The organism is Salmonella enterica subsp. diarizonae, assembly GCF_008692785.1.
GTDB lineage: Bacteria > Pseudomonadota > Gammaproteobacteria > Enterobacterales > Enterobacteriaceae > Salmonella > Salmonella diarizonae.
This window is the reverse complement of sequence record NZ_VXJV01000001.1, coordinates 211,423-230,369: the sequence shown is the minus strand read 5'-3', so window position 1 is coordinate 230,369 and position 18,947 is coordinate 211,423. Positions and strand designations below refer to the sequence as shown.

20 protein-coding genes and 1 pseudogene are annotated in these 18,947 nt (G+C 48.4%); 11 read left to right on the top strand and 10 right to left on the bottom strand.

The window, feature by feature from the left end; translation table 11 throughout:
- Positions 1-426: 426 nt before the first annotated feature.
- Complete coding sequence (hilD, locus tag F4V72_RS01165; protein ID WP_023249345.1) at positions 427-1,356, bottom strand: transcriptional regulator HilD; 930 nt, start codon at positions 1,354-1,356, stop codon at positions 427-429.
- A 315-nt stretch (positions 1,357-1,671) separates the two neighbouring features.
- On the opposite strand from hilD, the gene prgH reads away from it, so the two are divergent.
- The 10 genes and pseudogenes from prgH (at position 1,672) to avrA (ending at position 9,310) form a co-directional block, all read left to right on the top strand.
- Entirely contained in the window at positions 1,672-2,850 is a 1,179-nt protein-coding gene (prgH, locus tag F4V72_RS01160; protein WP_053509075.1) for a type III secretion system inner membrane ring protein PrgH, read from the top strand.
- A 23-nt stretch (positions 2,851-2,873) separates the two neighbouring features.
- Positions 2,874-3,113: a type III secretion system needle complex protein gene (locus tag F4V72_RS01155; protein WP_053509072.1), complete on the top strand. Its 240-nt coding sequence runs from the start codon at positions 2,874-2,876 to the stop codon at positions 3,111-3,113.
- A gap of 18 nt (positions 3,114-3,131) precedes the next feature.
- Positions 3,132-3,437, top strand: coding sequence for a type III secretion system inner rod protein PrgJ (prgJ, locus tag F4V72_RS01150; RefSeq protein WP_000020427.1), 306 nt, complete (start codon positions 3,132-3,134; stop codon positions 3,435-3,437).
- Complete coding sequence (prgK, locus tag F4V72_RS01145) at positions 3,434-4,192, top strand: type III secretion system inner membrane ring lipoprotein PrgK (RefSeq protein ID WP_023249348.1); 759 nt, start codon at positions 3,434-3,436, stop codon at positions 4,190-4,192. Before prgJ ends, prgK begins: the two co-directional genes overlap by 4 nt.
- Entirely contained in the window at positions 4,164-4,763 is a 600-nt protein-coding gene (gene orgA / locus F4V72_RS01140) for an oxygen-regulated invasion protein OrgA (protein ID WP_077944426.1), read from the top strand. The genes prgK and orgA overlap by 29 nt, the downstream gene beginning before the upstream one ends.
- Complete coding sequence (gene orgB, locus F4V72_RS01135) at positions 4,720-5,391, top strand: type III secretion system linker protein OrgB (protein ID WP_053529370.1); 672 nt, start codon at positions 4,720-4,722, stop codon at positions 5,389-5,391. The genes orgA and orgB overlap by 44 nt, the downstream gene beginning before the upstream one ends.
- A gap of 15 nt (positions 5,392-5,406) precedes the next feature.
- On the top strand, positions 5,407-5,865 hold the full coding sequence (locus F4V72_RS01130) for a type III secretion system effector protein OrgC (RefSeq protein WP_053529369.1): 459 nt from the start codon (positions 5,407-5,409) through the stop codon (positions 5,863-5,865).
- Positions 5,866-6,210: 345 nt separating this feature from the next.
- Complete coding sequence (hilC, locus tag F4V72_RS01125) at positions 6,211-7,098, top strand: invasion transcriptional regulator HilC (RefSeq protein ID WP_023249352.1); 888 nt, start codon at positions 6,211-6,213, stop codon at positions 7,096-7,098.
- A gap of 385 nt (positions 7,099-7,483) precedes the next feature.
- Entirely contained in the window at positions 7,484-8,239 is a 756-nt protein-coding gene (locus tag F4V72_RS01120; RefSeq protein WP_023249353.1) for a transcriptional activator SprB, read from the top strand.
- 161 nt (positions 8,240-8,400) lie between these two features.
- A pseudogene (avrA, locus tag F4V72_RS01115) lies at positions 8,401-9,310 on the top strand (type III secretion system YopJ family effector AvrA).
- A gap of 98 nt (positions 9,311-9,408) precedes the next feature.
- Here avrA and sitD read toward each other — a convergent pair.
- Genes sitD through sitA form a run of 4 tightly spaced genes read right to left on the bottom strand, consistent with a single transcriptional unit; the run spans position 9,409 to position 12,840 of the window.
- The gene (gene sitD, locus F4V72_RS01110) at positions 9,409-10,257 is read right to left on the bottom strand and encodes an iron/manganese ABC transporter permease subunit SitD (protein ID WP_023249355.1); all 849 of its coding nucleotides are present in this window, start codon (positions 10,255-10,257) and stop codon (positions 9,409-9,411) included.
- Positions 10,248-11,108 (bottom strand): iron/manganese ABC transporter permease subunit SitC, encoded by an 861-nt coding sequence (gene sitC / locus F4V72_RS01105; protein ID WP_023249356.1) that lies wholly within the window; start codon positions 11,106-11,108, stop codon positions 10,248-10,250. The genes sitD and sitC overlap by 10 nt, the downstream gene beginning before the upstream one ends.
- Positions 11,105-11,926, bottom strand: a complete 822-nt coding sequence (sitB, locus tag F4V72_RS01100; RefSeq protein WP_000083165.1) for an iron/manganese ABC transporter ATP-binding protein SitB — start codon at positions 11,924-11,926, stop codon at positions 11,105-11,107. The genes sitC and sitB overlap by 4 nt, the downstream gene beginning before the upstream one ends.
- Entirely contained in the window at positions 11,923-12,840 is a 918-nt protein-coding gene (gene sitA / locus F4V72_RS01095; RefSeq protein ID WP_053509067.1) for an iron/manganese ABC transporter substrate-binding protein SitA, read from the bottom strand. Before sitA ends, sitB begins: the two co-directional genes overlap by 4 nt.
- Positions 12,841-13,021: 181 nt before the next feature.
- Between sitA and F4V72_RS01090 the strand changes: the two genes are divergently transcribed.
- Positions 13,022-13,366 (top strand): nitrous oxide-stimulated promoter family protein, encoded by a 345-nt coding sequence (locus F4V72_RS01090; protein ID WP_136058059.1) that lies wholly within the window; start codon positions 13,022-13,024, stop codon positions 13,364-13,366.
- 61 nt (positions 13,367-13,427) lie between these two features.
- Here the strand turns inward: F4V72_RS01090 and flhA are convergent, their stop codons facing one another.
- The 5 genes from flhA to hypB form a co-directional block, all read right to left on the bottom strand.
- The gene (gene flhA / locus F4V72_RS01085; RefSeq protein WP_136058060.1) at positions 13,428-15,506 is read right to left on the bottom strand and encodes a formate hydrogenlyase transcriptional activator FlhA; all 2,079 of its coding nucleotides are present in this window, start codon (positions 15,504-15,506) and stop codon (positions 13,428-13,430) included.
- A 146-nt stretch (positions 15,507-15,652) separates the two neighbouring features.
- Positions 15,653-16,663 (bottom strand): hydrogenase expression/formation protein HypE, encoded by a 1,011-nt coding sequence (hypE, locus tag F4V72_RS01080; protein WP_023249360.1) that lies wholly within the window; start codon positions 16,661-16,663, stop codon positions 15,653-15,655.
- Positions 16,660-17,781, bottom strand: a complete 1,122-nt coding sequence (hypD, locus tag F4V72_RS01075) for a hydrogenase formation protein HypD (protein ID WP_063390741.1) — start codon at positions 17,779-17,781, stop codon at positions 16,660-16,662. Before hypD ends, hypE begins: the two co-directional genes overlap by 4 nt.
- Positions 17,781-18,053, bottom strand: coding sequence for a hydrogenase 3 maturation protein HypC (gene hypC / locus F4V72_RS01070; protein ID WP_023249362.1), 273 nt, complete (start codon positions 18,051-18,053; stop codon positions 17,781-17,783). The genes hypD and hypC overlap by 1 nt, the downstream gene beginning before the upstream one ends.
- On the bottom strand, positions 18,044-18,916 hold the full coding sequence (hypB, locus tag F4V72_RS01065) for a hydrogenase nickel incorporation protein HypB (RefSeq protein ID WP_023249363.1): 873 nt from the start codon (positions 18,914-18,916) through the stop codon (positions 18,044-18,046). The genes hypC and hypB overlap by 10 nt, the downstream gene beginning before the upstream one ends.
- Positions 18,917-18,947: the final 31 nt, after the last annotated feature.

Genomic DNA, 18,947 nt, shown 5'->3' with positions numbered 1-18,947 from the left:
GAAGAGAGGAGGTATGATAGGTAAGAAGACGTCAACGATACTGACAAGCGTGACTGTTTCTATTTATACTATCCAGGCAGGCGCTTGCTACAGGGAGCGAATGGTATATAAACATGAATAAAATGCCAGCTTTAGTCCACAGGGCTAAAGCCGGAAGGAGATAGTTTCATCTGGACAGATTCTTACGCTGTGAATAAGGTAATATCGGTCTACCAGTCATCATAGCGATGACAAGTTCACAAAAGTCGCGTTGTATAATCAGCCTTATTTTAAATTTCCAGATATATCAGTACAGAGTGTCTTCTGGACAGAATAATGATATTGAATAACCTCCAATCCTACTATGGTGTGTTATGAAACGATTAGAATTTTAAATTATTAAAATTTCAATAAAAATTTTTTCTTGAGTAAAAGATACAAAAAACGCTAGTGGTTCGCCATTCTAATGAATGTCGATGGTGTAGTTTTAAAATATTTTTTAAAACATTGAATGAAATAGGACGTACTATCATAACCGCATTTTAATGCTACAGAATTGACATTATGGTTACCTATGCGTAAAAGTTTTGCCGCCTGATTCATTCTCGCAGATAAGTAGATATCACTAAAGCTGGTACCTTCTTCTGCTAGTTTCCTTTTGAGCGTTGATGTGCTCATAAATATATGGTCGGCAACATCCGTAAGTTTCCACTGCTTACTCGGTGAGGAGGAAATAATGTTGTAGACGCGCTCCTTTAACGTTATCTGAGCTGAGCTAAGGATGATCTCATAACTCTCCGGAAGCCGGAGGAAAGCGGTAAGCAGGAACAGCAGAAAATAAGGGATTAATTCCTCATTTTCAATACAACTTTGGTTGTTACAGCTATTGCAACTTTTGCTTGTATCCATAGTACAGGAGAACGCTGTTTTCAGGTGTTCAAATACCTCTCTTCTGGCAGGAAAGTCAGGCGTATAGAAGATCTTCTGCACTTTCTCGACAGGTTTCGCCATTTTGGTTTGCTGCTCATTTGGGATAAGCGCATAGAGATCGCCAAGTCGTTGCGTCGGTATCTCGAGTATATCGAAATCCATGTGGCCATTGACCTCTTCCAGCGTCACGTTAACGACCTGCTCCTTTTTGAGTACCAACATCCCAGGCTCTTCACAGTAAATCGTATCGTGATTATTGCTAATCGTCAGTTTACCACTACGAAAGCAAACTAAAGTGAAACTACTTACATAAAGATTTTTTATGGTGATCTGCTGAGTCTGACTTTTAATTTGCTGCTGGGTATTCGTCAAAAGTGATTTTAATTTCTGTAAGTTATCCGCGGCAGGACGCTGATGACTATTACTTACAAAGGTTACATTTTCCATATTATCCCTTTGTTGATGTTATTTTAATGTTCCTTACTTGTATCCTACTGAAAAAATCTGAGTTGTAAATGCTCTTTATTAGGGTGTGTTGGCAATGGTCTGATTGTTATACCAAAAGAACTCAAATTTGGGTAATTTATCTACAGTAGTTTAAGCCGCAACGGGGACGATAGTTCTTTTAATATGTGTTGAGACGCATTATACAGAATAAATTGATTTTATTTCTCACTTTTCATTCTATTTTCATCAGGAATCCCTGTGTCCCACGCTGTAATCTGCTGCTATCGAGAACGACAGACATCGCTAACAGTATATATGGAAACATCAAAAGAGAAGACGATAACAAGCCCTGGGCCATACATAGTTCGATTACTTAACAGCTCACTGAACGGCTGTGAGTTTCCATTGCTGGCAGGCCGAACACTGTTTGTGGTAGGCCAGAGTGATGCGCTCACTGCTTCTGGCCAGCTCCCTGATATACCTGCCGATAGCTTTTTTATCCCGCTGGACCATGGCGGAATAAATTTTGAAATCCAGGTGGATACGGATGCGACCGAAATTATACTCCATGAGCTGAAAGAAGGAAATTCTGAATCTCGTCCGGTGCAATTAAATACGCCAATACAGGTCGGTGAATTGCTTATCCTGATTCGCCCGGAAAGCGAGCCGTGGACGCCTGAGCAACCTGAGACGTTGGAGACGTCTGAAAAGAAGATCGAGCCGCGTTTTAAAAACGGAATTGTGGCGGCACTGGCTGGTTTTTTTATATTGGGGATTGGGACGGTAGGTACGTTATGGATACTTAACTCGCCGCAGCGGCAGGCCGCAGAGCTTGATTCGTTGTTGGGCCAGGAGAAAGAGCGCTTTCAGGTGTTGCCAGGACGAGACAAAATGCTCTATGTCTCTGCGCAAAATGAAAGGGATACGCTGTGGGCTCGTCAGGTTTTAGCCAGAGGCGATTATGATAAAAATGCGCGAGTGATTAACGAAAACGAAGAGAATAAGCGTATCTCTACCTGGCTGGATACTTATTATCCGCAGTTGGCTTATTATCGCCTTCATTTCGATGAACCGCGTAAACCCGTTTTCTGGTTAAGCCGCCAGCGAAACAATATGAGCAAAAAAGAGATCGAGGTTTTAAGTCAAAAGCTGAGAGCGCTAATGCCATACGCAGATTCGGTTGACATCACGTTGATGGATGATGTTGCCGCAGCAGGCCAGGCGGAAGCGGGGCTAAAACAGCAGGCGCTTCCTTATTCCCGTAGGAATCATAAAGGCGGCGTAACGTTTGTTATTCAGGGAGCGCTCGATGATGTAGAAATACTCAGAGCTCGTCAATTTGTCGATAGTTATTACCGAACATGGGGAGGACGCTATGTGCAGTTTGCTATCGAATTAAAAGATGATTGGCTCAAGGGGCGCTCATTTCAGTACGGGGCGGAAGGTTATATCAAAATGAGCCCAGGCCATTGGTATTTCCCAAGCCCACTTTAACTTAACGTAAATAAGGAATAAGTATGGCTAACTGGTCAGGTTATCTGGATGAAGTCTCCGCGACTTTTGATAAAGGTGTTGACGATTTGCAAGCGCAGGTGACGAAAGCACTTACGGATTTAGCAGCAAAGCCCTCCGATCCGGCGCTACTGGCGCAGTATCAGAGTAAGCTCTCGGAATATAACTTGTACCGTAACGCGCAATCGAACACGGTAAAAGTCTTTAAGGATATTGATGCTGCCATTATTCAGAACTTCCGTTAATCAGTTATAAGGTGGATTATGTCGATTGCAACTATTGTCCCTGAAAATGCCGTCATAGGGCAGGCGGTCAATATCAGACCTATGGAAACAGACATTGTCTCGCTGGATGACCGTCTACTACAGGCTTTTTCTGGTTCGGCGATTGCCACGGCTGTGGATAAACAGACGATTACCAATCGGATTGAGGACCCTAATCTGGTGACGGACCCTAAAGAACTGGCCATTTCGCAAGAGATGATATCAGATTATAACCTGTATGTTTCTATGGTCAGTACCCTTACTCGTAAAGGAGTCGGGGCAGTTGAAACGCTATTACGCTCATGATTCGTCGATATCTATATACCTTTCTGCTGGTAGTGACCCTTGCTGGCTGTAAGGATAAGGATCTTTTAAAAGGACTGGACCAGGAACAGGCTAATGAGGTCATTGCCGTTCTGCAAATGCATAATATAGAGGCGAATAAAATTGATAGCGGAAAATTGGGCTATGGCATTACCGTTGCTGAGCCTGATTTTACCGCTGCGGTGTACTGGATTAAAACCTATCAGCTTCCTCCCCGGCCACGGGTAGAAATTGCGCAGATGTTTCCGGCGGATTCGCTGGTATCGTCTCCGCGAGCTGAAAAGGCCAGGTTATATTCGGCTATTGAACAGCGACTGGAGCAGTCATTACAGACGATGGAAGGCGTGCTCTCCGCCAGGGTCCATATCAGTTATGATATTGATGCTGGTGAAAATGGCCGCCCGCCAAAACCTGTTCATCTGTCGGCATTAGCCGTATATGAACGAGGTTCGCCGCTTGCGCATCAGATCAGCGATATCAAGCGTTTCTTAAAGAATAGTTTTTCCGACGTGGATTATGACAATATTTCTGTTGTGTTGTCAGAACGTTCAGATGCCCAATTACAGGCTCCCGGCACGCCAGTAAAACGTAATTCTTTTGCAACTAGTTGGATTGTATTGATTATTTTGTTATCCGTGATGTCAGCAGGATTTGGCGTCTGGTATTACAAAAACCATTATGCCCGGAATAAGAAAGGCATAACGGCTGATGATAAGGCGAAATCGTCAAATGAATAGGCAGCCATTACCCATTATCTGGCAAAAAGTCATTTTTGATCCGTTGTCGTATATTCATCCTCAGCGGTTGCAGATAGCCTCGGAAATGATTGTCAGACCTGCCGCCAGGGCGGCGGCGAATGAGTTAATACTGGCGACCTGGCAGCTTAAGACCGGAGAAAAGGAGAGTATTCAAAACTCACTGACGCAGCTGTGGCTGCGTCAGTGGCACCGACTACCGCAAATAGCGTACTTACTCGGTTGCCATAAACTGAGAGCCGATCTGGCAAGGCAGGGAGCCTTGCTTGGCCTGCCGGATTGGGCGCAAGCATTTTTGGCAATGCATCAGGGAACAAGTTTATCTGTCTGCGATAAGGCGCCGAATCACCGGTTTTTACTCAGCGTCGGGTATGCACAGTTAGATGCCCTGAGTGAATTTTTACCTGAATCTTTAGCACAGCGTTTTCCTTTGCTTTTTCCTCCATTTATTGAGGAGGCATCGAAGCAGGATGCTGTAGAAATGTCAATTTTGCTACTGGCCTTACAATATGCTCAAAAATATCCCAATTCCGTCCCCGCTTTCGCCTGTTGAGGGGATACTGATAAAGCGTAAAACGCTGGAACGTTATTTCTCTATTGAGAGATTAGAACAGCAGGCGCATCAACGGGCTAAGCGTATTTTGCGAGAGGCGGAAGAAGAGGCAAAGACCTTGCGGATGTATGCCTACCAGGAAGGTTACGAACAGGGAATGATAGACGCGTTACAGCAGGTCGCAGCTTATCTTACCGATAGTCAGACAATGGCCTGGAAATGGATGGAAAAAATACAGACTTATGCCCGAGAGTTATTTTCAGCAGCAGTCGATCATCCAGAAACGCTTTTAACCGTACTGGATGAGTGGCTGAGGGATTTTGATAAGCCGGAGGGACAACTTTTTTTAACACTGCCAGTTAATGCGAAAAAAGATCACCAAAAACTGATGGTGTTGCTTATGGAGAACTGGCCAGGTACTTTTAATCTTAAATATCATCAGGAACAGCGCTTTATCATGAGTTGCGGCGATCAGATCGCAGAATTTTCACCTGAACAATTTGTTGAAACGGCGGTAGGTGTTATTAAGCATCATCTTGATGAACTTCCACAAGACTGCCGGACGATTTCTGATAGTGCCATTAATGCACTTATTAATGAGTGGAAGACAAAAACGCAAGCATCATAAAATGGAGGTTAAAAGATGATACCAGGCACAGTTTCAACTTCTTATTTGGTCCCGACAGCGAATACTGAAGCGACGGGTAGCAGTGTTGTTTCGTTAAGCGCCAGGGCGGCTACGTTGAATAATGTGGATAGCGCACGTTTAAGCAATGGCACTGATGTTGAGCTCTATGACGCGTTCTACCAGAGGCTTTTGTCGCTTCCTGAGTCAGCCTCTTCTGAAACGCTTAAAGATGCCATTTATCAAGAAATGAATGCCTTCAAAGATCCTAACAGTGGCGATCCTGCATTTGTCTCCTTTGAGCAGCAAACGGCTATGCTACAAAATATGATGGGAAAAGTTGAGTCGGATACCCGTTTATATGAGGCCTTAAATGGGTTATTAGTTGGCACGATGAACGCACAGTCACAAATGACTTCCTGGATGCAGGAGATTATTTTATCAGGCGGGGAAAACAAAGAGGCAGTTGACTGGTAAGTCTCCCATTGCTGGCAGTTTGTGATAAGGTATGGTGTATACGTCAGTGAATAGTGTTGATAGTACACCATGCTAACTCAGCTATGTTACTGATAAATAGTACTTATTGCAGTATCTGTAAGGCGTTTTATCCTGGAAAATCCATATTAATATTGTAAGTTTTCATTACAAGATTGTGCATAAAGTTTATAAAAGTATCTTTGTATGAAAAAAACAACGCACTTTAGAATGTAATTATTGGCTACAATAATAAAACAATCAGATTTAAATCATCTTTGTGAGTTTTAATTATTTCTTTATAAGAATATAACGATTTTAAGTTCCTTATAGCACACAGGATAAAATATGGTATTGCCTTCAATGAATAAATCAGTTGAGGCTATTAGCAATAATCACCTTCAACAGCCGAGTAGAGCTTCATTAATAAACGGATTAGCTGATGTAAGAGACTATTATGTCGCAAATTGCGTATTAATCAAACTTAATAAAGGCAGTTTGCGGATTGAAAATGAGTTTGGGGAGTTCATTGAGCAACCTGCACCGTGTTTATTTTTATTGGAAAAAGATCAAACGATAACGTTTAGTATGAGCGAAATTGAAGGTCATATAGATTTTTCCTCATTGGAAGTTTCCTATGACTTAATGCAAAAATTCTACAAAGTCTTTTACAGCACAAGAAATTATAATGACAGAGAGTTATCATTAAAAACGAAGCCAAAGCATTTTTTCCATGCCGAGCTGTTGCCCGGGATGAGTGATACTTTTGACTCTATTTTGAATGGCGTGGCGTGTCCACGGGTTTGTAGTAATGTGAGTATTGATGATCATGATTATTCATATTACTCATTAATGTATCTTATATCGGCATTTGTACGCAAACCCGGTGGGTTTGATTTCCTTGAGCGAGCGGTAAAGATTACGACAAAAGAGAAAGTTTATAACATTATTATTAGTGATATCACCCGTAAATGGTCTCAAGCTGAGGTGGCTGGAAAACTGTTCATGAGCGTATCAAGTCTGAAGCGCAAACTGGCCGCTGAAGATGTGAGCTTTAGTAAAATATACCTGGATGCTCGTATGAATCAGGCTATAAAATTACTACGTATGGGCGCTGGAAATATTTCACAAGTCGCGACGATGTGTGGCTATGATACGCCATCCTATTTTATCGCTATTTTTAAACGGCATTTTAAAATTACACCACTTAGCTTTATGCGTACAATAAATCATTAATTTTTGAAATTGTTTTAAACGTTACTATCTGTTTGCGTACAGATGCGAAAATATTTCTCTTAATAGCAGTATATAGTCCTGTATCACTACACCAGTGATACGCAGTTAATAAAAGAGAGTCGAAAGCATTCATTGTCAGACATACCAGGTCACAAGGAATCCGGCAATCGTTGCACTGCAAGAGATTACCGTAAAGTAAAAAAGAAAATTTAATCATTATCAGATTCGTAAAAGGAATTCATTTCGGTAACAGCATTGCGCATGTAATAACGTATCAAGCATTATTACGTTTGTTGCAAGAGGGCGTTATCCACTTGCGCAGTAGCTGCCCAGGAAGAAAAATCATTACCGAAGCTGTGGTCAGTTTTCAGAAAAGGATAAGCAAATGAAAAATGTAATTATATACGGTATCAACTGGACTAATTGTTATGCCCTTCAGTCCATCTTTAAGCAAAAATACCCGGAAAAACGCGTCAAAACATGTAACTCGTTAACCGCACTCTTGCATTCTATATCCGATATGCCGGATGCCGGGCTGATTTTATCTTTGAACCCTCATGAGCATGTTTATCTTTTTCATGCGTTGCAGGCGCGGTTGCAGAGTCGTAAAGTTCTGGTAGTGGCAGATCGCTTGTATTATATCGATCGCTGTGTGCTGCAATATTTTGGCGTTATGGATTATGTTCTAAAAGACGAGCTATGCTGCATTATCCGCTCGGATCGAGAGAAGTCTCGTTTTCCGGAGGCCTGGCTGCGTTTCTGCCACAGGCCACAGAGGAAAACTGTGGCTGCTACGTATGCTTTTAATGCCGGAGAGACGCCGGAAGAGATACTGTTTAATATCAATCAATACGCCTGGTGGAATCTACCGCCCGGCGTCACCCAGGCGAAATATGCGCTGCTGATATTATTATCCTCCGGACATCCGGCAATTGAACTGGCGAAAAAATTTGGTCTGGGAACAAAAACCGTCAGTATTTATCGTAAGAAGGTAATGTATCGTTTGGGGATGGACTCTTCACCGCTATCTCTTTTCCGGGGGCTGAAATTAGACGCGCATTTACAGCGCACTGCTTTTGCACATAACCATAGCGTACCGGACGATAATTGCTCGTTACCGATTGCGGTAGGAATGAATTAAAATATTTTTTATCATTTATGACCATATGTTGAGCTTTTATTATAAAAAAATATTTTTTGAGTAGTAATTATTATATATAATCATTTGGAGGTGGTTGGTAGCCTGGCTCAATCATTGATGCATATTTTTGCGGACAATATATTGAATCTGAAAAGTTAAAGATGATATTTTCAGTGCAGGAGAGATCATGTGGAGGGGAAAGTATGCTAAGTCCTACAACTCGTAATATGGGGGGGGAATCTATCGCCTCAGCCAGAAGTAAGCGGGGGGCTAAACACCGAAGCATTGACCTGTATTATTGAGCGTCTGGAAAGTGAAATTATAGATGGGAGCTGGATTAATATCAGTTACGAGGAGACCGATCTCGAAATGATGCCTTTTCTTGTTGCACAGGCCAATAAGAAGTATCCAGAGTTAAATCTTAAATTTGTTATGTCAGTCCATGAGCTTGTTTCCTCTATAAAGGAGACCAGAATGGAAGGCGTTGAATCTGCCCGATTTATCGTAAATATGGGAAGTTTAGGTATCCACATTTCAGTCGTCGATTTTAGAGTTATGGACGGAAAGACATCGGTGATTTTGTTCGAGCCAGCAGCGTGTAGCGCTTTTGGACCTGCTTTACTGGCGTTGAGGACCAAAGCAGTTATTGAACGTGAACAACTGCCTGATTGTTATTTTGCTATGGTCGAGCTGGACATTCAACGAAGCTCTTCTGAATGCGGTATTTTTAGCCTGGCGCTCGCCAAAAAACTTCATCTTGAATTTATGAATTTATTAAAAATTCATGAAGATAATATTTGTGAACGTCTGTGTGGAGAAGAACCTTTTCTCCCGTCTGATAAAGCAGACCGATATTTGCCGGTGAGTTTTTACAAACATACTCAAGGCGTACAACGATTAAATGAATATGTGGAGGCCAATCCGGCGGCGGAAAGCAGTATAGTAAACAAAAAGAATGAAACGCTTTATGAGCGATTCGATAACAATGCCGTTATGCTAAACGATAAAAAACTCTCTATATCCTCTCATAAAAAAAGGATAGCTGAATATAAATCTTTACTTAAATCGTAATGAACTCATAAAGTTGCCTGCCAGAGGAAATCTTTATAGCGCCATAAGACTACTCTATATTATGACCGCATGTTTCCTGAATAGCAGGCAAAAAAGTGTTAACCTTGCGCCTCTGGTACGATTTCATTACGCCTGTCGCGCCATGTTGAGTAAATAAATGCCGCAATAAATATGATGGCAAACAATACTACGATGGTCGGCGCTGGCGCGCTATCAAGATAAAATGACAGATAGACGCCCGCAAAAGCGGTTATAACTGACAGACTGACCGCTAATCCCAGCGCGCGCGCAAAGCGTCGCGTTAGCAAAATGGCAATTGCGCCGGGGGCGATAAGCAGTGAGATCGACAGAATAATTCCCACCGATTTCAGCGTGGCGACGATAGTCAGCGCAATCATACATAGCAGGCCATAATGCAGTAGCGTGGTATTTAACCCGCTGGCTTTCGCCTGGTGCGGGTCAAAGGCGTGTAGCAGGAGATCTTTCCATTTCAGTCCAATGATTAACGCAATACCCAGCGCAATGACCGACGTTTGTACTATATCCCCCAGCGATACGCCCAGCATATCGCCAAACAGGATGTGATCCAGATGCACTTCCGATTGAATAGAGACATAGAGCACCAGACCTGCGCCAAACATCCCGGAAAAGACGATTCCCATCACCGTATCACGTTTGATGCGGCTATTATCGTCCAGATAACCGGTCGCGATAGCGCAAAATAATCCGGCAATGAAAGCGCCAATCGCCAGGGGAATACCCACAATATATGCCAGCACGACCCCGGGGAATACCGCATGACTCATTGCGTCGCCCATTAACGCCCAGCCTTTTAACACTAAAAATACGGACAGCAAGGCGCAGGGAATCGCCACAATGACCGAAACCATAAGGGCATTCACCATAAAATCAAACTGAAATGGCTCCAGCAACGTTGTTAATAACATGTCGGCTCCTTCTGCAGGCGGGCGCGTCGACGGTTGGCTAGCAGACCGTGTTTCGGGGCGAAAATAAAGGCCGTGATGAACAGTAAGGTTTGCATGACGACAATAATTCCGCCAGTGGCGCCATCCAGCCAGTAGCTAAGCCAGGCGCCCAGAAAACTGGTCAGGCTGCCAATTACTACGGCAATCATGAGCAGACGTGGAAAACGGTCGGTGAGTAACCAGGCCGTCGCGCCCGGCGTGACGACGAGACAGATGACCAGGAACGCCCCGACGGTTTGCAGGGCCGCCACGGTGGAGACGGATAATAGGGTGAAAAACAGCAGCTTTAGCCGACCCGGATTAAGCCCGATAGAACGCGCATGGGTTTCATCGAAAAAGACGACCATCAAATCTTTCCACTTTAACAGCAAAATCGTCAGCGAGACTGCGCCGATAATCGCCAGTTGCGCAATATCCGCTGGCGCGATCGCCAGCACGTTGCCGAGAATTATCGTCTGGATATTCACCGACATTGGATTGAGCGACACCATAAAAAGACCGACGCCAAAAAAAGAGGAGAAGATAAGTCCGATAATTGCGTCTTCTTTCAGGCGTGAGCGTTGGTTAAGAAAGAGCATACTGCCAGCAGCCAGTCCGCCGGAAAGAAACGCGCCGAGCGAGAAGGGCAGCCCTAACATCCAGGCGCCAGCGACGCCAGGCACAATGGAGTGAGATAGCGCATCGCCAATGAGCGACCAGCCTTTGAGCATCAAATAGCAGGAGAGAAACGCGCACAGGCCGCCCACCATCGCGGAGACCCACATCGCGTTGAGCATATACTGGTAGCCAAACGGCTCAACAAGCCAGTTCATGACGATTTTCCTCCACTGGCCACGCGCCGGGAAATAAAGGGGCGCTCGTCATCGGTGATGATGTGCTCTTCGCCGCCGCTTAGCGCGATATGACGTAGAACGCCGCTAAACGCCTGCTCCAGATTCGCGGCGGTAAACGTGGTTTCTGTAGGACCGCTGGCCAGTACGGTCCCTTTAATCATTACCGTATAGTCGCAAAACTCGGTGACGGAGCCGAGATTATGCGTTGATACCAGCATCGTGCGGCCTTCATCGCGCAGCTCCCGCAGTAGATCGATGATTCGGGCTTCGGTTTTTACATCTACGCCGGTAAAAGGTTCATCCAGCAGGATCACCTGTCCATCCTGAGCAATGGCCCTGGCAAGAAATACGCGTTTTTTCTGCCCACCGGACAGCTCACCAATCTGCCTGTGACGATATTCCTGCATATCCACCCGCGCCAGCGCGGCGTCAACACAGGCGTGATCATGCGCAGTAGGACGGCGTAGCCAGCCCATATGGCCGTAGCGTCCCATCATCACCACATCTTCCACCAGTACCGGAAATGACCAGTCCACTTCTTCCGATTGCGGAACATAAGCAATGAGGTTTTTTTTCAGCGCTGTATTGACCGACTGTTGCAGTATAGTGATATCGCCCTGCGCAAGATGCACAAAGCCCATTAACGCTTTAAATAACGTAGATTTACCGGAACCATTTACACCTACCAGAGCGGCGATTGTACCGCCAGGCACCTGAAAAGTAGCATCCCGTAGGGCGGTATGGCCGTTGCGATACGTCACCGTGACTTGATCAACGGTAATCGCAGATTGACTCATTGTTGACTCCTCAGTCCGTCGTTAATGCCGTTGACGATGGTTTCGGTAGTGACACGCAACAGATCCAGATAGGTTGGTACAGGACCATCGGCGGCGCTCAGAGAATCGACATACAGCACACCGCCATAATGCGCGCCGGATTCACGCGCGACCTGGCGGGCTGGTTTATCGGAAACCGTACTCTCGCTAAAGATGGCGGGAATATGGTGCTTTTTAATGGTATCAATCACTTTACGCACCTGTTTTGGCGTACCCTGTTGATCGGCGTTAATTGGCCAGAGATAGAGCTCTTTCATGTTGTTATCGCGCGCCAGGTAAGAGAACGCGCCTTCGCTGGTGACCAGCCAGCGCTGATCGGCGGGAATTTTTTCCAGTTCGGCGCGCAGCGGATCGGCCATTTGGCGAATTTTCGCTTTATAGCGTTCGGCGTTTTGCTTATAGATCTCCGCATTATCCGGATCGTACTTCACCAGAGCATCGCGAATGTTATCGACATAAATCAGCGCGTTTTCTGCCGACATCCAGGCGTGCGGGTTCGGTTTACCGTTATACGGGCCTTCGGTAATGCCCATCGGTTTGACGCCGGTGGAGACGACGACTTCCGGTACGCCGGAAAGGTGCTGATAAAAGCGGGTGAACCACCGCTCCAGGTTCAGACCATTCGCGAGGATAAGCTGGGCCCCCTGCGCTCGTTTTATATCGCCGGGCGTTGGCTGATACTCATGGATTTCAGCGCCGGGCTTGGTAATCGAGCTGACTTCCGCTGCGTCGCCCGCCACGTTTTTCGCCATGTCGGCAATAACGGTAAATGTGGTAATTACTTTAAATTTCTCTTTTGCATAGGCCGGCGATAGCGCGAGTATCGCTACAATACCGGCAATCAGGAGTGTTTTCAGACGGCGCAGATTCGTCATAGTATCCCTCGCAACAATGTGGTTAATTAATCATCGAATATAGCCTTTGCTATGTTATATAGCACAAGGTATGAATAAATGAAAATAATTCTTATTTGCGAAAGCGTGACGATACGCAGTGATAGTGCTAAAGAGAGATAAGGTGTAAAATAAATGCATCTTAATGTTTGGAGAGGACACGATGTCTGGTAAACGTATCGCTCGTGAAAAACTGACGATCAAAAAAATGATCGCGCTCTACGCGAACCGGTGTCCGCAAGCTTCAAATGATAAGGCGCATTATGATGCGCTGTTTTCCTATGCGCAAAAACGTCTTGATAAGTGCGTATTTGGCGAGGAAAAACCCGCCTGTAAGCAGTGCCCGGTGCGCTGCTATCAGCCGGCTAAACGCGAGGAGATGAAGCAGATTATGCGTTGGGCAGGCCCGCGAATGCTTTGGCTGCATCCTGTCCTGACCGTGCGGCATCTTATCGACGATAAGCGCCCCGTTCCGGAATTGCCGGAAAAATATCAGCGTAAGAAGTGAAGGGGAAGCGCCAGGTCTACGGCGCGCATCATCTCCAGGCCGGATAAGATCCGGCAACCCGTTACGCTAATGCGTCTTTATCAATACCTAATCGCTTCATACGCGACAGCAGGGTGGTTCGTTTAAGCCCCAGACGTTGTGCCGCGCCTTTTGGTCCAGCCACTACGCCATTGGTCTCTTTCAACACGCGTATAATAAGCTGATATTCATCTTCGCCTTCTTTGGCGCTTTCCGTCGCAACAGCCGAGGTATCGGGCGTTACGGCGATAATATCCGGCAGCGACAGTTGTAGCACATTGCCGCGCGTCAGCAGCACGGCGCGCTCGACGACATTCTCCAGTTCGCGAACGTTCCCTGGCCATTCCATGCTGCTGAGCGTGCGCAGCGTTTCAGCAGGAATACTGTCGATATTACGACCCATTCGGCGGGCGATTTTGAAGGTGAACGCTTTGACCAGTAGCGGAATATCTTCCGGACGTTCGCGTAACGGAGGAAGTTGGATCGGAAAAACATTCAGCCGATAGTAGAGATCGTTACGGAATTCGCGATCGGCGACCATTTTTTTTAGATCGCGGTTAGTCGCGGCGATCAGTCGCACGTCGGTCTGGATCAGTTTATTGCTGCCGAGACGTTCAAACTCTTGTTCCTGAAGGACGCGCAACAGCTTAGGCTGTAGCTCCAGCGGCATGTCGCCCACTTCATCCAGAAACAGCGAGCTTTTATCTGCCAGCTCGAAACGGCCAATCCGCTGCGCGCTGGCGCCGGTAAACGCGCCGCGCTCGTGACCAAACAGATCGCTTTCCAGCAGCCCCGCCGGCATCGCGGCGCAGTTCATCTTTACCATCCTGCGCCCGCTACGTCCGCTCAGGTTGTGAATGGCGCGGGCAATCAACTCTTTACCGGTTCCCGTTTCGCCCAGAATCAGCACGGTACTGTCGCTCTGCGCCACCATCTCAACCTGCTTTAGCACGTTGTACATTGCTTCGCTGCGCCCGATGATCTCGCCAAACTCGCTGTCAACGTTATTAAGCTGTTCCGTGAGCGCCAGATTTTCGTCGACCAGGCGTTCCTTCAGACGGTGGATTTCCTGATAGGCCAGCGCATTATCCACTGCAATTGCCACCCGTTCGGCAATCTGACGCAGCAGCTTGAGGTTAGCCGTGGTAAACACTTTTTCTTCGCACTGCGCCAGTTTGAGTACGCCAAGCATCGTCTTGCCGGACATCAACGGCAGCAGGCAAAGCGTCTGGATCTGATTGCCCCAGGTATCGAACAGCATTCGTTCGTAGGGGGCAAGCGGATCGCGTTCGTTGAGGTTGATAAGCAGCATCTCTTTGCTTTTAAAGACGCGCTCCGTGAGCGTGCCGGCTTCGTCGACTTCGCTCTGTTCGTGCGCCGGATGATGCTCATCAAGATAGTGGGTGGAGTAGATATTCAGCTTATTTTTGCGATGGCTGCGCAACACGATGCTGATCGCATCGATATTGAAATAGTGGTGGATCTCTTTAGCGACTTCGCTTACCAGCTCATCAATATCCAGGCGCGACAGGACGGCGTTGGTGATCGCAACCAGAATACGGAAGTTATCGCGTTCGCGACACAACAGATCATAATCGACATTATTGTTTACCCGGTTCTGAATTTGCTCGGCGACCACGCCGACAATTTGGGTAAACGTATGCAGACGGTCATACTCCTTTTCACTCCAGGGGCGATCTTCCTGACGGATAAACTCGCAGCCGCCGAAAATACGGCCTTCCGCGGCTAAAGGAAGCAGGCAGTAATGACCAAATTCCGAGTAGAGACCGCCCGCGGCAAGCTGCGGCCAGGTTTCGGTAAACTCATGGAAATTACAGTGCAACGCATCGGGGCGAGAAAGGATGCGACGTACCGGGCCGTGCGCCAGTACGGTTTCATCTTCATATTCAACAGGACGGCCATTTTCTCGCGTCGCATAATATTGTGCGCGTTGCGACAGCGCCTGCCATAGCACAATGCCGGCGCTGTCGGCGAGCGCTGAACGCTTTACCAGTTGCGAAAGCGCTTCACTGAGCGACGCCAAATCGGGCTGCTGCAATAAGGTACGAGTGATATCGAACAAGCCTTGCTGTCCAAGATCGCTCATGGGTGTATACGACATGTTGCTTTTCCAGGAAAATACCGCGGCGCGGTGCGAAAAGGTCTATGAATTATAGGTATTCGTTTTACATTTTTGCCGGATGGCGCTGACGCTTATCCGGTAGCTACGAGTCAGGCCCGGTAAGCGTAGCGCTACCGGGCTGTGTATCAGCATATACGAGGCAGCGGTTCGGCGTGTGGCAAATCAAGGGTTCGCTTCACGCCATAGAGTCCGGCTAAGCGAACGCCTTTGCGTTCGACGACTTCGCCAATCAGCGCCGCATCACGTCCCAGCGGATGCGCGCGTAACGCCGCCAACGCCCGATCTGCGGCCTGCCGTTCAACGGCAATCACCAGTTTTCCTTCGTTGGCAAAGTTCAGAGCATCCAGCCCCAACAGCTCGCAAACGCCGCGCACGGCAGGTTTGAGCGGAAGTGCGGATTCGGACAATTCAATACCGTAACCGCAGGACGCCGCAAACTCATGGGCGACCGCATTCACGCCGCCGCGCGTGGCGTCACGCAATGCCTTCACTCCGTCAATATGCCGCAGCGTCTGAATAAGTGGCGTTAATACTGCGCAGTCGCTCGCCAGCTCGCCATCCAGCCCCAGTTGCTCACGCAAGTTGAGGATAGTGGCCCCGTGATCGCCAAGCGTACCGCTGACTAACAGCACATCGCCAACGCTCAGCGTTTGCGCCCCCCAGTGAATATCGGCGGGAATCGCCCCCATGCCGGCGGTGTTGATAAACAATTTATCCGCCGCGCCGCGCTGCACAACTTTGGTGTCACCGGTTACAATGGCGATACCCGCTTCCCGTGCGGTCGCCGCCATGCTATTGACCACGCTTTTTAACATCTCCATCGGCAGCCCTTCTTCAAGGATAAAGCCGCAGGAGAGATAGCGGGGGATCGCGCCGCTCACCGCAACGTCGTTCGCCGTACCGCAAATCGCCAGTTTGCCGATATTGCCGCCGGGGAAAAAGAGCGGATCGATCACATAGCTATCGGTAGAAAACGCCAGACGGTCGCCCTCCGCCGTCAGTTGCGCCAGCTCCAGACGCGCCTGATCTTCTTGTTCCGCCAGCCACGGGTTGGCAAAGGCCTCCATAAACAGGCTATTAATCAACTGTTGCATAGCCTGGCCGCCGCTGCCGTGGGCGAGTTGTATATTGTTCAAACTTCACACTCCTGCTGACGATACTGATACCAGGCGGCGCATGCGCCTTCGGAAGAGACCATTAGCGCGCCGAACGCGGTCTCTGGATTACATGTTTTACCAAATAGCGGGCACTGATGCGGCTTGCATCTGCCGGTCAGCACTTCGCCGCAGCGGGCACGCGGATCGTCGTAGACTTGCTGCGGCGCTGGGCGGAAATGCGCTTCGGCGTCAAAGCGCTGATACTCTGGCGTCAGGTGGACGCCGGAAGATTCAATCACGCCCAGACCGCGCCACTCGCTGTCGCCATTAACGCAGAACACATCGGCGATGGCTTGCTGCGCCAGCATGTTTCCGGCATCCGGCACCACGCGGCGGTATTGGTTTTCAACCTGGCTTAGGGCCGCTATTTTCTGCTCAACCAGCATGACCACGCCTTGCAGTAGATCAAGCGGTTCGAATCCTGCCACCACCAGCGGGCGATTAAAACCGGCGGCGATAAACTGGTACGCCTCGGTGCCGATGACCATGCTGACGTGGCCTGGCGCAAGGAATGCGTCAATGCCGTTGTCCGGCTGTTCCAGTAGGCTACGCAGCGTCGGGATCAACGTAATGTGCTGGCAGAAAAAGTAGAAGTTTCGCACGTCGCGCTGTTTTGCCTGCTGCAGCGTGATAGCGGTGGTCGGCATGGTGGTTTCAAAGCCCAGTCCGAAGAATACCACTTTGCGGGTCGGGTTATCCTGCGCCAGCTTCAGCGCGTCCATCGGTGAATAAACAATACGGACATCCGCGCCGCGCGCTTTAGCCTGCAACAGAGAACCCTGTTTCCCTGGCACGCGCATGGCATCGCCAAAGGTGCAGAAAATCACCTCTGGATGGCTGGCGATTTCCACGCAACTGTCGATACGTCCCATCGGCAGCACGCAGACCGGACAACCGGGGCCGTGAATAAACTCCACGTTTTCGGGCAGTAACTGATCGAGACCAAATTTAAAAATCGCGTGGGTATGACCCCCGCAGACTTCCATAATGCGCAACGGACGTTCGGCAGTGTAAGGAAGAAGGGTGGCGCGTTCACGCAGGTGTTCAATGAGCTGCATTACCTGTTCCGGCGCACGGTACTCGTCAACAAAACGCATTATCTCTCCTCACCATACAGCAGTGCGCCGACGTCCGGCTCAACATCAAACATATTTTGTAGCGCGTCGAGCGTATCGTGCGCTTCCGCTTCGTTAATGACGCTCATGGCGAATCCGACATGAACCAGCACCCACTGACCCAGACGCGGCTGACCGTTTTCATCACAACTGCCGACTAATGTGAGATCGACGTCGCGCTGAATGCCGCAGACGTCAACTTTTGCCTGATTGCCGTCAATGGCGCGGATTTGACCCGGAACGCCTATGCACATCGCTGCGCCTCCAGCCAGGCCAGCCACTGATCCATGCCTTCGCCGCTGGTGGCGGAAATCAGGATAATTTCAATCTCCGGGTTCACTTCACGCGCGCTGGCGATGCACTTCTCAACGTCAAAATTGAGGTAGGGCAGCAGATCGACTTTATTGAGCAGCATTAGCGACGCGGCGGCAAACATATGGGGATACTTCAGCGGCTTATCTTCGCCTTCGGTCACGGAAAGCACTGCGACTTTATGCTTTTCGCCCAGATCGAAGCTGGCCGGGCAGACGAGATTACCGACGTTTTCGATAAACAGAATACCGCGGTCATCCAGCGGCAGGCGCGGCGCGGCGTCGGCGATCATCTGCGCATCAAGATGGCAGCCTTTGCCCGTGTTTACCTGAATGGCGGGCGTGCCGGTGGCGCGGATGCGGGCGGCGTCGTTCACTGTCTGCTGGTCGCCTTCAATCACCGCGCACGGTACACGGTCTTTCAATTTCATCAGCGTTTCGGTCAGCAAGGTGGTTTTACCGGACCCGGGGCTGGACACCAGGTTGAGCACCAGATGCTGGCGGGCGGCGAAACGGGCGCGGTTGCGCTCTGCCAGACGATTATTTTTGTCCAGCACGTCGATTTCGACCTCCAGCATCCGCCGCTGGCTCATACCTGGCGCATGGGTTCCAGCTTCGCCATGACCGTAATGCAGATCGCCTTCTGCGGTCTGACTTGGGGTAAATTCAGGCGTTTTAATGCCTGTAATATTCAGCGCCGGGCGAGCCGCTGGGGCAAAGGGCGCGCTACGAAACGCAGAGTGTGGATTATGCTCATCGCCTTCTATATAAAGGTTGCCTTCAGCGCAACCGCAAGTCGTACACATCGCTTACTCCTGATCTTTTCTTGTTACAGGC

Excerpts from the sequence above, each read along its gene's own strand:
- hilD (WP_023249345.1), bottom strand. The coding sequence starts at position 1,356 with ATGGAAAATGTAACCTTTGTAAGTAATAGTCATCAGCGTCCTGCCGCG.
- prgH (WP_053509075.1), top strand. The coding sequence starts at position 1,672 with ATGGAAACATCAAAAGAGAAGACGATAACAAGCCCTGGGCCATACATA.
- F4V72_RS01155 (WP_053509072.1), top strand. The coding sequence starts at position 2,874 with ATGGCTAACTGGTCAGGTTATCTGGATGAAGTCTCCGCGACTTTTGAT.
- prgJ (WP_000020427.1), top strand. The coding sequence starts at position 3,132 with ATGTCGATTGCAACTATTGTCCCTGAAAATGCCGTCATAGGGCAGGCG.
- prgK (WP_023249348.1), top strand. The coding sequence starts at position 3,434 with ATGATTCGTCGATATCTATATACCTTTCTGCTGGTAGTGACCCTTGCT.
- orgA (WP_077944426.1), top strand. The coding sequence starts at position 4,164 with ATGATAAGGCGAAATCGTCAAATGAATAGGCAGCCATTACCCATTATC.
- orgB (WP_053529370.1), top strand. The coding sequence starts at position 4,720 with ATGCTCAAAAATATCCCAATTCCGTCCCCGCTTTCGCCTGTTGAGGGG.
- F4V72_RS01130 (WP_053529369.1), top strand. The coding sequence starts at position 5,407 with ATGATACCAGGCACAGTTTCAACTTCTTATTTGGTCCCGACAGCGAAT.
- hilC (WP_023249352.1), top strand. The coding sequence starts at position 6,211 with ATGGTATTGCCTTCAATGAATAAATCAGTTGAGGCTATTAGCAATAAT.
- F4V72_RS01120 (WP_023249353.1), top strand. The coding sequence starts at position 7,484 with ATGAAAAATGTAATTATATACGGTATCAACTGGACTAATTGTTATGCC.
- sitD (WP_023249355.1), bottom strand. The coding sequence starts at position 10,257 with ATGTTATTAACAACGTTGCTGGAGCCATTTCAGTTTGATTTTATGGTG.
- sitC (WP_023249356.1), bottom strand. The coding sequence starts at position 11,108 with ATGAACTGGCTTGTTGAGCCGTTTGGCTACCAGTATATGCTCAACGCG.
- sitB (WP_000083165.1), bottom strand. The coding sequence starts at position 11,926 with ATGAGTCAATCTGCGATTACCGTTGATCAAGTCACGGTGACGTATCGC.
- sitA (WP_053509067.1), bottom strand. The coding sequence starts at position 12,840 with ATGACGAATCTGCGCCGTCTGAAAACACTCCTGATTGCCGGTATTGTA.
- F4V72_RS01090 (WP_136058059.1), top strand. The coding sequence starts at position 13,022 with ATGTCTGGTAAACGTATCGCTCGTGAAAAACTGACGATCAAAAAAATG.
- flhA (WP_136058060.1), bottom strand. The coding sequence starts at position 15,506 with ATGTCGTATACACCCATGAGCGATCTTGGACAGCAAGGCTTGTTCGAT.
- hypD (WP_063390741.1), bottom strand. The coding sequence starts at position 17,781 with ATGCGTTTTGTTGACGAGTACCGTGCGCCGGAACAGGTAATGCAGCTC.
- hypC (WP_023249362.1), bottom strand. The coding sequence starts at position 18,053 with ATGTGCATAGGCGTTCCGGGTCAAATCCGCGCCATTGACGGCAATCAG.
- hypB (WP_023249363.1), bottom strand. The coding sequence starts at position 18,916 with ATGTGTACGACTTGCGGTTGCGCTGAAGGCAACCTTTATATAGAAGGC.